The organism is Marinicauda pacifica (genome assembly GCF_004793635.1).
In the GTDB taxonomy this organism is placed as follows: domain Bacteria; phylum Pseudomonadota; class Alphaproteobacteria; order Caulobacterales; family Maricaulaceae; genus Marinicauda; species Marinicauda pacifica.
On sequence record NZ_SRXV01000001.1, the window covers coordinates 1,207,593 to 1,220,346 of the forward strand.

The following is a 12,754-nucleotide window of genomic DNA, read 5'->3' on the forward strand; positions in this document are numbered from 1 at the left end:
TCACCCCTGCCCCCTCAGCTTGAACAGGAGCTACCCCATGCTGGAACAGATCGGTCTCAATGTCGGCCTCATCGTGGCCGTCCTCGCCGTGCTGGGCGCGTTCTTCTCCGCGGCGATCAAGATCCTGCGCGAATACGATCGCGGGGTCGTGTTCACGCTCGGACGCTATTCGGGCACGGTGGGTCCCGGCCTCGTCATCCTGATCCCCTTCGTCCAGCAGATGGTGAAGGTGGACATGCGCATCTTCGCCGAGGACGTGCCGAGCCAGGACGTCATCAGCCAGGACAACGTGTCGGTGAAGGTCAATGCGGTGATCTATTACCGCGTGATCGACGCCCAGAAGGCGATCAACAAGGTCTCCGACTACACCATGGCGACCAGCCAGCTGGCGCAGACCACGCTGAGAAGCGTGCTGGGCAAGCATGATCTCGATGAGATGCTGTCCGAGCGCGACAAGCTGAACAGCGACATCCAGCAGATTCTCGACGGGCAGACCGATGCCTGGGGCATCAAGGTTTCCAATGTCGAGATCAAGCACGTGGATATCGACCCGTCGATGATCCGCGCCATTGCCCGCCAGGCCGAGGCCGAGCGCGAGCGGCGCGCCAAGGTGATCTCGGCCGAGGGCGAGGCCCAGGCTGCGCAGAAGCTGGCCGATGCCGCCCAGACGCTCGGCACGCAGGAAGGCGCCATGCAGCTGCGCTATCTGTCCACGCTGCAACAGCTCGGCGCGGACGAAGGCGCGAACACGATCGTCTTCCCGATGCCGATCGACATGCTGGGCAACATCACCCGCTCACTGACCGGGAAGACGTCCGAGTAGATCCGTGTTTTATCGCATTTTCGAACCGCGAAATCGGTCCCCACATTCGCTGAAAATGCTCTAGCGAAAGATCAGCCAGGCGATCACCGCCAGGGTGAGAAGCGTCACGCCCCAGGTGATCCAGCGCTTGCGCCGTCCGGTCATGTGTTCGTCGAGAAAGCGCTCGAACGCCTTGCCGAACAGGGCGACCAGCACGGCGATGCCGAAATAGCGAAGCGCGCGGGTGAAGCCCACGATGACGATGAAGATCGCGAAATTCATGCCCGCCAGCCCGGCGCCGAGGCTGGCGGTGATGAGCGGGATCGGCGTGATCGAGATCAGGAAGGTCGCCATCGGCCCGTTCTCGGCCACATAGGTACGAAATTCCTGCAGGGTTTCGCCCTGACCGAGCGCGTTCACCAGGGCCTGGCCCACGGTCTCGAAGAAGAAATATCCCACCAGATAGGCGAGCGAAGAGCCGACGATGCAGCCGGCCAGCACCATGAGGGCATAAATCCAGATGCGCGCACGGTCGGCGAGCATGACCGGCGTCATGATCATCTCGATCGGGATCGGAAAGACGGTACTCTCCGCAATCGACAGCCAGAACAGCGCGAAGGGGGTATTGCCCTCCCGCGTCCATCGTAAAAGCCGGCTTGTCCTGTCCTGCGAGGAGGCGTGGGTTTCATCGCTCATGGGGGTAAGGACGCATGACACGGCAAAGCGTTCAATGCGCGACTGCGCTGACCTGACGCGACTGATTGGCTAGCTTCGCATTCATGAGCGCGCTTTACCCCGAAATCACACCGTTCGAGACCGGCCATTTGCCGGTCGGCGAGGGCCATAGCCTGTATTTCGAGCGGTCCGGGACACAGGGGGCGCGCGCGGTGCTGTTCCTGCATGGCGGACCGGGATCGGGCAGCGGACCGCGCCACCGGCGCTATTACGATCCGGCGCGCTTCGAGATCGTCCAGTTCGACCAGCGCGGGTGCGGCCGCTCCACGCCGCACGTCTCGCTGGAGGCCAATACCACCGCCCACCAGATCGAGGATATCGAGGCGCTGCGCCGGCATCTGGGCCTGGAGCGCTGGCTCGTGTTCGGGCCGTCCTGGGGCGCGACGCTGGCGATCGCCTATGCCGAGGCCTATCCCGACGCGGTCGAGGCGCTGGTGGTGGAGGGCGTGCTGCTGGGCACGCGCGAGGAATGCTCCTGGTGGCATCGCCCGGACGGGGCGGGGCTGATCCATCCCGATGCGCGCGACTGGCTGATGCGCGATGCACCCAGATCCGTGCAGCACGACGCATTCACCTTCATGGACTGGGCGCTGGAGGCGATGCGCGCGGAGCTGGCCGAGGGCGCGCCGCGCCTGGATGGCCTGGCCGACCCGCAAGCCGGCCCCGGCGACGTCGAGGCCAGCCTGATCTATCGCTGGAGCGCGTTCGAGGAAATCCTGTCCTGGCGGCGCATGAGCCGGGCCGACGTGTTCAAGGCCTTCAAGGCAAAGGGGCGCGACTGGCTGATCGCCCATTCCCTGATCGAGGCGCACTATTTTTCAAACGCGTGCTTCCTGGACGGCGATGCGCTGATCGAGGGGGCCGGCCGGCTGACCATGCCGGTGGACATCCTGCAGACACGCTATGACCTGGTCTGCCCAGCGCAGGCGGCCTGGCGGTTGCACGGCGCGGTGCCGCACTCGACGCTGCAGATCGTGACCCAGGGCGGCCATGCGATGAGCGAACCCATGTTCAAGCGGGTGCGCGAGGTGTTCGACCGCCTGGCCGCTTCACCAGCTGGCTAGGACCGCGCGCTTCCAGGTGTCGGGGGCGACGCAGATATAGACGAAATCGCTGTCCCAGCAGAGCGTGCCCGCCTGCCCCGGCGCGGAGGCGGAGAGCGGGGTGTGCGCGTCCAGTTGTAGCGCGCCGGCTTCCAGCGCGGCGATTTGCACCACGCCGTCCGCCTGGCGGGCGCGCAGTACGTCCTGCCAGCTCACCCCGTCTGGCGAGAGCTTCAGCGTGAAATCGTCCGATCCGGTCAGGCCCAGCTCCGCGCGGCCCGACCAGCCGCTCTGCATCAGGATGGAGAGGGTGTTCGCCGCGTCCTGCTTGTTCATCACATAGCGCAGATCGCCCGTGCCCCCGCTTGCCGTCTCGCGCGCGGTCCACAGCGCGGAATTGACCCGCACGGCCACCCGGTTGGTGTCGTCGGCCGCGGTGCCGACCCCGAGGCGTTCGAGATGATCGAGGCGCGAGACCGTCTCGCTGTCCAGCCGCCAGGCCGCGCCGTCGAAGACCGCGCCCTCGCCCGCATCGGCCAGAAAGGCCCGCCACCCGGTGTGCGGCGCGAGAAAGGCCCACGCCCCGTCCTGATAGACCGCGATCGTATCCGCCGGCTGGCCGGTCCAGGCCGTACCGGACGCATCCGGCGGGAGGATGTAGGCTGCGCCGGCCGCAGGAGTTTCGGGCTGTTCGCCGATATCCCGGCTGGTCACGCACAGCTGGACCAGCGCATCGAGACGGCGCAGCGCCTCGTTCACGGTGACATGCTTCTGGGCCTGGGCCGGCATCAGGTATGGCAGGCCCAGCCGCTCGCTCGTTTCGCTCATCTCGCCCTCTTTCCACATTGGCTTGAAACTCACCCGATGCTAGGCGGCCCGGTGCGGGCGGGGAGAGCGGCGCGGACCATCCCCGGGCGCGCGTCGAGCAGCCAGGCGCTTGACCTGAAGGGCTGGCCTTGCGTTACCTCCGGCCAAAATCGATGTAGAGATGATCCATGGCCGAAGATATTCACTCCCTGAATGCCGGATTTGACCCTGCCGACGACGCGGCATGGCGGGCGCTGGCGGAGAAAGCGCTCAAGGGCGCCGGGCTGTCGCGGATCGAACGCAAGACTGCCGACGGTCTGGCACGCGGCCCGCTGTTCACGCGCAGCGATCTGGACGCGGTCATGGAGACCGGCGCGCCGGGCGCTGCGCCCTTCGTGCGCGGACTGACCGCACAGCGCGATGCCTATCTGCCCTGGGCCATCCGCCAGGCGGTCGGCCATGGCGACCCGAAACGCGCCAATGCGGCCATGCTGGAAGAGCTGAGCGGCGGCGCAAGCGAAATCCTGCTCCAGATCGATCCCGAGGGACGGCACGGCACCGCGATCCGCACTCTGGACGAGATGAAGACCGCGCTCGACGGGGTGATGCTCGATCTGGCGCCGGTGCACCTGGCCCTCTCCCCGGACGCGTCGCAGGCGGCGCTTCTATTGCTGGCCCTCATCGAACAGAGCGGCCTGGAACGCGAAAACCTGCGCGGCGGGCTGGGCCTGTCCCCGCATGCACGTGCCGCGCGGCTCGGCGTCTCGTCCAGCGATCTCGACCAGGAGATGGCGCTCGCGGCCGAGGCGGCAGAGTGGACGCAGGATCACATGCCCGGCCTCCGTGCGCTTCGCGTCGATGCGGGGCTGGTCCATGAGGCCGGCGGATCGGAGGCCCAGGAGCTGGGCTTTCTGTGCGCATCGGGCTCGGGATACATGCGCGCGCTGATCGATGCGGGCCTGAGCGCGGACAAGGCCGCGCAAACGCTGGAGTTTTCGGTGGCCGCCGATGCGGACATTCACCTGACCATCGCCAAGCTGCGCGCGGCGCGCCGGGTGTGGAGCCAGGTCGCGGAGGCCTTCGGCTGCTCACAGGAGCACCGCGGCCTGCACCTGCACGTCACGACGAGCCGGCGCATGCTGACCGCGCGCGATGCCTGGACCAATCTGATCCGCATCAGCTGCGCCGCGCTGGGCGCGGCGGCGGGCGGCGCGGACGCGATCACGACGCGGCGCTTTACCGATGCCAAGGGCGCGCCGACCGGCTTTGCCCGGCGCCTGTCGCGCAATGTCCAGATCATGCTCGGCGAGGAAAGTCATATCGGCAAGGTCGCGGACCCGGCCGGCGGCGGCTATCTGCACGAGACGCTGGGCCAGCGTCTGGCCCAAGCCGGCTGGGACGTGTTCCAGGACATCGAGCGGCGCGGCGGCGTGGTCCCCGCGCTGGAAGCCGGCTGGCTGCAGGGCGAGATCGCGACAATGCGCGAGACGCGCCGGGCCGCCTATGCCAGCGGGCGCGAGATGCTGATCGGGGTGAGCACCTATCCCGAACTCGACGCCAAGGATGCCGAGATCGATACCGCGAACCATACCCCGCCGGCGCTGAAATCGGAATCGCTGCCCGAGGGATCGGTCGAGACCCGGATCGAGGCGGCCGGTGCCGGCGCACAGATCGCTGCGGGCGAGCAGCCCGAACCGGCATGGGAGGCGCTCTCGCCGGTGCGCTTTGCCGAGCCGTTCGAGGCGCTGCGCGCCGATGCGGATGCGCACGCGGAAAAGACCGGGTCGCGGCCCCGGGCCTTCCTGGCAACGCTGGGTGCGCTGGCCGACTTCAATGCGCGCGCGGGCTTTGCGAAGAACCGCCTCGCGGTTGGCGGGATCGAGACCGAGGGCGGCGAGGTCTACGGCTCGGTTCAGGACTGCGCCGCGGCGTTCAAGGCGTCGGGCCGCCCTCTTGCCGTGATCTGCGGCACTGACACGGCCTATGAGGGCGAAGCGGGCGATCTGGCCAAGGCGCTCAAGGACGCGGGCGCCGAAGCGGTCTGGGTCGCGGGCAAGGCGATGGAGATCGCAGGCGCGGACCATTTCATCCACATGCGCAGCGATGCGGTCGAAGACCTGACGCGCGCGCACGCGATTCTGGGAGTGGCGTGATGGCTCATCCTGATTTCACCGCGATCGAGCTGGACAGCCCCGAGACTGCGGCCGCCAAGGCGGCGGACGCGGAGAGCTGGGTCAGCCCGGAAGGCATCGAGATCCGTCCGGCCTATTCTGCCGAAGACCGCGACGCGCTGGACTTTGCCGACACCCGGCCGGGCGCGGCGCCTTTCGTGCGCGGCCCCTACCCCACCATGTACACCCAGCGGCCCTGGACGATCCGGCAATATGCCGGCTTCTCCACGGCGCAGGAATCCAACGCCTTCTACCGCCGCAATCTGGCGGCGGGTCAGAAAGGGCTGTCGGTCGCCTTCGATCTGGCGACCCATCGCGGCTACGATTCCGACAATGCGCGGGTGAAGGGCGATGTCGGCATGGCCGGCGTGGCCATCGATTCCATTCTCGACATGCGCCAGCTGTTCGACGGCATCCCGCTCGACCAGATGAGCGTGTCGATGACGATGAACGGCGCGGTGCTGCCCGTAATGGCGCTCTACATCGTCGCCGCGGAAGAACAGGGTGTGCGCCACGACCAGCTTTCAGGGACGATCCAGAACGACATCCTGAAAGAATTCATGGTGCGCAACACCTATATCTACCCGCCGCGCCCCTCCATGCGGATCATCTCCGACATCTTTGCCTACACCTCCGAGGAGATGCCGCGCTTCAACTCGATCTCCATCTCCGGCTACCACATGCTGGAAGCCGGCGCCCCGGCCGATATCGAACTGGCCTACACCATTGCCGACGGGCTGGAATACGTGAAGGCGGGCGTGGAGACGGGGCTGGACGTGGACGCGTTCGCGCCGCGCCTCTCCTTCTTCTTCGGCATCTCGATGAATTACTTCATGGAGGTCGCCAAGTTGCGTGCCGCGCGCCTGATCTGGGCCAAGCTGATGAAGGAGCGCTTCGATCCCAAGAGCGACAAATCGCTGTCGCTGCGCACCCACTGCCAGACCTCGGGCTGGTCGCTGACCGCGCAGGATGTGTTCAACAATGTCGCGCGCACCGCGGTCGAGGCCATGGCTGCCGTGGACGGGCATACCCAGTCGCTGCACACCAACTCGCTGGACGAGGCGCTGGCTTTGCCCACCGATTTCTCCGCCCGGATCGCGCGCAACACCCAGCTCGTGCTGGAAAGCGAAGCCCATCTGACCGATGCGATCGATCCGTGGGGCGGCAGCTATTATGTGGAGCGGCTGACGCACGATCTGGCCGCCAAGGCGCTGAAGCACATCGAGGAAATCGATTCCCTCGGCGGCATGGCCAAGGCGATCGAGGACGGCACGCCCAAGCTGCGCATCGAGGAAGCGGCGGCCAAGACGCAGGCGCGCATCGATTCCGGTCTCCAGACGATTGTCGGCGTGAACAAATTCCGCTCCAGCGAGCCCGAAGATGTGCCCGTGCTACGCGTGGACAATGCGCGCGTGCGCAAGGAACAGCTTGAAAAGCTCGCGCGCCTGAAAGCCGACCGCAACGCGGGCGCGGTCGAGACGAGCCTAGAGGCGCTGACCGAGGCTGCGAAAAGCGGGAAAGGCAATCTGCTCGCCCTCGCGGTCGAGGCCGCACGCGCACATGCGACCGTCGGCGAAATCTCCGACGCTCTGGAAAAGGTCTGGGGCCGGCACAAGGCCGAAATCCAATCGGTTCAGGGGGTGTATTTGAAAGCGTCCGGAAACGACGAGAAGGTGAAGAAGGCGCTCGCCGCCGCCGACGCCTTTGCCGAAAACGAAGGCCGCCGCCCGCGCATCCTCATCGCCAAGATGGGCCAGGACGGCCATGACCGCGGCCAGAAAGTGGTCGCCTCCGCCTTTGCCGACATGGGCTGGGACGTCGATATCGGCCCGCTTTTCCAGACCCCGGAAGAGGCCGCGCGCCAGGCGGTGGAGAACGACGTCCACGTCGTGGCGGCCTCCTCGCTGGCCGCGGGTCACCTCACCCTGGTGCCCGAGCTGCGCGATGCCCTGAAAGACCAGGGGCGCGGAGACATCCTGGTCGTCGTCGGCGGCGTCATCCCGCCCGAGGACGTCCCCACCCTGATCGAGATGGGCGCCGCCGCGGTCTTCCCTCCGGGCACGGTGATCGCGGACAGCGCCATGGAATTGCTGGAGAAGTTGGGGAGTTAGGTTTGTATGCGCGAGAAAGGAGCGTCCGTGAAGCGTGAACGCATTCCTCGCGATGCGAAGTGGGGCACTCTCATTCCGCTCCTCATCACCTCGCCGCTTTTTGCGGGTCTTCTTGGCAGCGTACTAACCCTGATCGCAATCGCAGCCTCAGCTCTATTCGCCTATCTCATTCCACTCCCTGAAGGTCTCTCATTCGAGGAGAGCGAGGCACTGCTCTTTGTTGCCCACTTGGCCTTCCTTTTCGCGATTCCGGTCACGGTTACCTTCGGTACTCCTCTCATTCTGTTGAGTTGGGCAATAAGCCATATTCTGGGTTGGCGGGAGCCGAAACCCATGGCCAGAGCCGTCGCAGTTGGCGGCACCGCGTTTGGACTACTTGTCGCGCTCTCCTTCTATCAGGAGGCTTTGGAGAATTTAATTCTGTTTCCTTTTATCGGCTTGGCGGGCGGTCTCACAGGATATGCCTTGGGGCACCTGATCGCGGACAATGGTTATACCAGTCCCTCCCACGTCAATTCTGCATCCTCGATCGCCAGATAAGGTCACACACCTCCCTCACCCTCCCTTCACCACCCCGCCCCTCAGCCCCTCGATCGCCTTGGCGATGTCCTTGGCGACGGGGGCGAGCGGGACGGCGACGAGGCCGGTCAGGATGGCCTGGACGAGCGGAATTTCGACGCGCATGTCTGCCGGCAGGGTGATCCAGACACCGAAAGACAGGAGAAGCGCGACCGCACCGGCAAGCAGCCGGGCGGTGGTACGGTATTCGGACTCGGCCAGCAGGAAGACCGCATCGGTCTCGGTTTCCAGCGCCATGCGGGTCTGGTCGGCGGTATCGCGCGCACCCGGCTCGACCAGCAGGCCGAGGGAGCGGGCCATGTCGTCGACCAGGGCGGTGCCGCTGTCTTCCAGCCGGTCGAGGCCCTGGCCGATGGCCAGCTTGAGGAGCGCAGGCGCATCTCCGGACCGCCGCCCATCGCGATAGGCCTCCGCCAGCGTCTGACGGTACTGCTCGCCCAGCGCCAGGCGCAGGACCGGCGCGGCATGGTCGATAACGCGCTCGACAGCGCGAAAGCCGCGCATCGGAAGGCCGCGCCCGCCCGGCGTGACCGCCTTGCCCAGCGTATCCACCAGGCCGGCGGCCGTGACACCGGCCAGCCCGGCCAGACCGGCCACCTCGCCCATCATGCTGATCCATTCTCTCATCGCCTGCTCCTCACCCTGACATTGATCCACGGGTCAAAGCCTAGGGGCGGCGTTGGCAGGGGTGGATGAACGGCGCGCGTGGCGATGGGGACATGCAACCTAACGCCTTGATCGCAGGTTATTGCTGACACGCACCGGCGGGCCGTCCCCCGGCAAGAAGGCGGGGATTGACCCGCGGCTCGCCAGTCCTGCCGCGATGGCCTATCATCGCCGTGAGCTTGAGCGACACCCGCGCCTGGAGGTCTTCATGATCCGCACGCTTTCCGCCCTCTCCCTCGCCGCGGCGCTGGCCGCCTGCGCGCCGACCCAGACCGTTTACGGCCCGGCCGCGGATGGCGCGCGCGCCGTCGGCTATGACAGCCTGCGCATCGAGGACGATCGCTGGCGGGTCAGCTTCACCGCAGGCCCGGATGCCAGTCCCGCGGATGTGGAACGCTATGCGCTGCGCCGCGCCGCCGAGCTGAGCCTGCAGGCGGGATATGACTGGTTCGATATCGTCGACCGCGCCAGCGAGCGGACGGGGCAACAGGATTCTCCGGTGCGCCTTGGCGGATCGGTCGGCGGCGGGATCGGCTCGGGCGGCTATCGCAGCAGCGGTGTGGGCCTGGGGATCGGGATCAGTCCCGGTCAGGAGCGGCGTACGACGCTGACGCTGGAAATCATCGCCGGACGCGGGGCGGACCGGCCCGAACGTGCGTACGATGCGCGCCAGATCCTCGCGGCCATGGGCGGCGCAGAGCCGATCTGAGCCCGGCCGCGCGGCCTTGTGGGCGAGCCATGCCGGGTGACCGGCCGCGGCGCTTAAAAAACGCGATTCCAGCTGGCGCGCGCTCACATTCCGTTCATACTCGCAGGGGCATCGTTCGTACGTGCCCGCAGCCGGCTGGATTGTACCAGCGGCGCAGGTTCACCGGCTGGCGACACCCGCCCGGCGGTTCCAGATCCAATTGGGGGATTTCCATGAAAAACACGATACTCGCCGCTGCGGCTCTCGCCGCCATCACCAGCACCGCCGCGCTCGCGCAGGATTATTCCCTGACGCCGACCTACGGCTCCTACTCGCTGAGCGCGGGCTTCATGCCCGACCCGTCCGAACTCCAGATCACCGCTGGCGGCACGCTCGACGCCGCGAGTGTGGGCTGCGCGGGCACCATCGCGAATGCGCCCGACGCCCGCCTGAACTGGGGCGGTGGCCGCATGACCATCGGCGCCCGGTCCAACGTCGACACCACGCTGGTCGTCAACGGGCCGGACGGACAGTGGTATTGCTCGGACGACGTGAACGGCCTCAACCCGGCCCTCGTCTTCAGCGCCTCGGGCCAGTACGACATCTGGGTCGGCGTCTATCAAGGCAACAACGCTCCGGCGACGCTGTACGTCACCGAATACTAGGTCATCGCTTTATTGCAGACCTTGCGACAGGCGCTGCCGGATCGTCCGGCGGCGCCTTTTTCGTGAGCGTCTAGAGAATATGCGTCAGGGCGTGCAGGGTCACCCCGATCAGACCGCCGATCAGCGTGCCGTTCAGGCGGATATATTGCAGGTCCTGGCCGACATTGGATTCCAGCTTCTCCACGATGGTCCCGGCGTCCCAGGAGGCGATCGTGTCGGAGACGATGCGCGCGACGTCCGGGCCGTGGCGTTCGGCCAGATGGACCGCGACCGGGCGCAGGCGGGCGTTGAAGGCCGCGCGCGCCTCCTCGTCCTTCAAAATTGCCTCGCCCAGCGAGACCAGCGCGTCGGTGACATAGGCCGCGATCCGGGACTCCTCGCCGCGCGCCGCGTCGTTCAGGACCGCCTGCTTGCCCTCCAGCCATCCTGCCTCGGCCATGCCGGCGAGCGCCGGGTGAGCCAGCGCCTCGGTCACGATGGTCTCGATGCGCGCCTGCAGGGCCGGATCGTCACGCAGGCCGATCGCGAAATCATTGACCAGTTCGGTCACCCGCATCCGCATCGGGTGTTCGGGTTCGACCGCCATGTCGTGCAGCAAGTCCTCGATCGCCGCGATCAGCGCATCGGACACGCGGCGGTCCATGCGCGTGAAGCGCAGCAGGCGCGGACTTTGCTCGCGCACGGCGGTCCGGATGCGGTCCTCGTGCTCGGACAGGGCCTTGAAGGCCTCGTCCAGCCCGGCGTTGAGCAGGACCTGGTGCTTGCCCCCGGCGGTGAGCGCTTCGAGCACGGCGCCGAATGCGGGCGCCAGGCGCGCCCCCTGGGCCTGCTCGGCCACACGCTGGCGCCAGAAACGCGCGACGGCCTCGTCGTCGAGGAAGGCGAGAATGTCGGGCAGCGCGCCGGTCAGCCCGTCCGCCAGCTTTCGCGCCTGGGAGCGGTCGGCCATCAGCTGTCCGATCTGCGCGCCGGGATCGGACTGCTCGAGCCGCTCGGCCACGAGGGCGGGGTCGAGGAAATTGTCGGCGATGAAGCGCCCGACGGCATCGGCAATGCGCTGCTTGTTTCTTGGAATGACAGCGGTGTGCGGGATGGGCAGGCCGAGCGGGCGGCGGAAAATCGCCGTCACTGCGAACCAGTCGGCCAGCCCGCCGACCAGCCCCGCCTCGGCGAAGGCGCGCACATAGCCCCAGACGCCGGTATCGTCGGTCCAGAGATGCGTGGCGGTGAACAGCACGGCCATGGCCACCAGCGCGGCGGTCGCGGCAATGCGCATGCGGGTGGCGGGATGAAGGCTGGATCCGGTCATGACGTCCACCATAGGCGTCCCTCTCGCTGAAATCACCGCGCCATGCTCAGGCCGGGGCCGGCGCATCGCGGTGACAGGATGCTTGCCTTCGCCGCCTAAAACGCCTTGAACTCGACCCCATGAACGAGCTTGCCGACAGACTTGTTTCCGGCGACCGCGCCGCGCTGGCCCAGGCGATCACGCGTGTGGAATCCACACGTGCCGATCACCAGCAGGAAGCGCGCGATATCCTGACCGCCGTGATGGACCGGACCGGTGATGCCTGGCGTATCGGGCTGACCGGCGTGCCGGGCGTCGGCAAGTCCACGCTGATCGAGGCTCTGGGCAAGTTTCTGACGGGCCAGGGCCACAAGGTGGCGGTGCTTGCCGTCGATCCGTCCTCCAGCCGGTCGAAGGGATCGATTCTGGGCGACAAGACGCGCATGGGCGAGCTGGCCGTCGACCGCGCCGCCTTCATCCGGCCCTCCCCGGCGGCGGGCACGCTCGGCGGTGTCGCGCGCAAGACGCGCGAATCCATGCTGCTGTGCGAAGCGGCGGGCTATGACGTCGTCATTGTCGAGACGGTGGGCGTCGGCCAGTCCGAAACGGTCGTGGCCGACATGGTCGACGTGTTCGTCGCGCTGATGCTGCCCGGCGCGGGCGACGAGCTGCAGGGTATCAAGAAGGGCATTCTGGAACTGGCTGAAATCCTGTTCGTGAACAAGGCCGAAGGCGAGAACGAGAAGCGCGCGCGGCGCTCGGCGCGCGATCTCGAAGCGGCGCTGCACCTGTTTGCGCCGGCCTCGAAGAACTGGTCTCCGGTCGTGCTGACCGGGTCCGCGCTGACGCGCGACGGCATCGACACGCTGTGGGAGACCATCACCAAGCATCGCAAGGCGCTGGAAGAGGCCGGCGAGCTGGACCAGAGGCGCCGCGGGCAGCAGGTGCGCTGGCTATGGTCGATGGTCGAGGACCGCGTGCTGAGCCAGTTCCGCGCCGATGCCGGGGTCAGAAACGCCGCAGGGACGCTGGAAGACGCCGTTGCGAAAGGCAGCCTGCCGGCCAGCGAAGCGGCCGAACGCCTGATCGCAAGCTATCGCGGCGGGCCTGAACGCGGCTCCTCTTCGTCGGATGTGTCTTCTTCGGGCGCAGCGTCAGGCCCGGCCGGGGAGTCCTGACCGGTATGTTTGCCGGGGTGC

Annotated in this window: 12 protein-coding genes; 8 read left to right on the plus strand and 4 right to left on the minus strand. The window is 67.0% G+C overall.

Features of this window, described 5'->3' with window-relative positions:
• Positions 1-37: 37 nt before the first annotated feature.
• Positions 38-823 (plus strand): slipin family protein, encoded by a 786-nt coding sequence (locus E5162_RS05820; RefSeq protein ID WP_135943976.1) that lies wholly within the window; start codon positions 38-40, stop codon positions 821-823.
• A 60-nt stretch (positions 824-883) separates the two neighbouring features.
• Here E5162_RS05820 and E5162_RS05825 read toward each other — a convergent pair whose 3' ends face one another.
• Entirely contained in the window at positions 884-1,498 is a 615-nt protein-coding gene (locus E5162_RS05825; protein ID WP_135943977.1) for a YqaA family protein, read from the minus strand.
• An 83-nt stretch (positions 1,499-1,581) separates the two neighbouring features.
• Here E5162_RS05825 and E5162_RS05830 point away from each other — a divergent pair, with 83 nt between their 5' ends.
• A complete protein-coding gene (locus E5162_RS05830; RefSeq protein ID WP_135943978.1) occupies positions 1,582-2,601 on the plus strand; it encodes an alpha/beta fold hydrolase in 1,020 nt (339 codons plus the stop codon).
• Here E5162_RS05830 and E5162_RS05835 read toward each other — a convergent pair.
• The gene (locus tag E5162_RS05835) at positions 2,587-3,408 is read right to left on the minus strand and encodes a DUF2793 domain-containing protein (RefSeq protein ID WP_158291209.1); all 822 of its coding nucleotides are present in this window, start codon (positions 3,406-3,408) and stop codon (positions 2,587-2,589) included. The genes E5162_RS05830 and E5162_RS05835 overlap by 15 nt on opposite strands.
• Positions 3,409-3,575: 167 nt before the next feature.
• On the opposite strand from E5162_RS05835, the gene E5162_RS05840 reads away from it, so the two are divergent.
• From E5162_RS05840 to E5162_RS05850, 3 genes are read left to right on the plus strand one after another with little or no spacing between them, the layout of a single operon-like run.
• Entirely contained in the window at positions 3,576-5,540 is a 1,965-nt protein-coding gene (locus E5162_RS05840) for a methylmalonyl-CoA mutase family protein (RefSeq protein WP_135943980.1), read from the plus strand.
• On the plus strand, positions 5,537-7,669 hold the full coding sequence (gene scpA, locus E5162_RS05845) for a methylmalonyl-CoA mutase (RefSeq protein ID WP_371872211.1): 2,133 nt from the start codon (positions 5,537-5,539) through the stop codon (positions 7,667-7,669). The genes E5162_RS05840 and scpA overlap by 4 nt, the downstream gene beginning before the upstream one ends.
• Before the next feature lie 6 nt (positions 7,670-7,675).
• Positions 7,676-8,209 (plus strand): hypothetical protein, encoded by a 534-nt coding sequence (locus tag E5162_RS05850; RefSeq protein ID WP_135943982.1) that lies wholly within the window; start codon positions 7,676-7,678, stop codon positions 8,207-8,209.
• A gap of 15 nt (positions 8,210-8,224) precedes the next feature.
• Here E5162_RS05850 and E5162_RS05855 read toward each other — a convergent pair whose 3' ends face one another.
• A complete protein-coding gene (locus E5162_RS05855) occupies positions 8,225-8,875 on the minus strand; it encodes a hypothetical protein (RefSeq protein ID WP_135943983.1) in 651 nt (216 codons plus the stop codon).
• 247 nt (positions 8,876-9,122) lie between these two features.
• Here E5162_RS05855 and E5162_RS05860 point away from each other — a divergent pair, with 247 nt between their 5' ends.
• Entirely contained in the window at positions 9,123-9,623 is a 501-nt protein-coding gene (locus E5162_RS05860) for a CC0125/CC1285 family lipoprotein (protein WP_135943984.1), read from the plus strand.
• Positions 9,624-9,835: 212 nt separating this feature from the next.
• The gene (locus E5162_RS05865; RefSeq protein WP_135943985.1) at positions 9,836-10,267 is read left to right on the plus strand and encodes a peptidase S1; all 432 of its coding nucleotides are present in this window, start codon (positions 9,836-9,838) and stop codon (positions 10,265-10,267) included.
• Between the two features lie 70 nt (positions 10,268-10,337).
• Here the strand turns inward: E5162_RS05865 and E5162_RS05870 are convergent, their stop codons facing one another.
• The gene (locus E5162_RS05870) at positions 10,338-11,576 is read right to left on the minus strand and encodes a DUF445 domain-containing protein (protein WP_158291211.1); all 1,239 of its coding nucleotides are present in this window, start codon (positions 11,574-11,576) and stop codon (positions 10,338-10,340) included.
• Positions 11,577-11,695: 119 nt separating this feature from the next.
• On the opposite strand from E5162_RS05870, the gene meaB reads away from it, so the two are divergent.
• Positions 11,696-12,733, plus strand: a complete 1,038-nt coding sequence (meaB, locus tag E5162_RS05875; RefSeq protein ID WP_135943987.1) for a methylmalonyl Co-A mutase-associated GTPase MeaB — start codon at positions 11,696-11,698, stop codon at positions 12,731-12,733.
• The last annotated feature ends 21 nt before the right edge of the window (positions 12,734-12,754 follow it).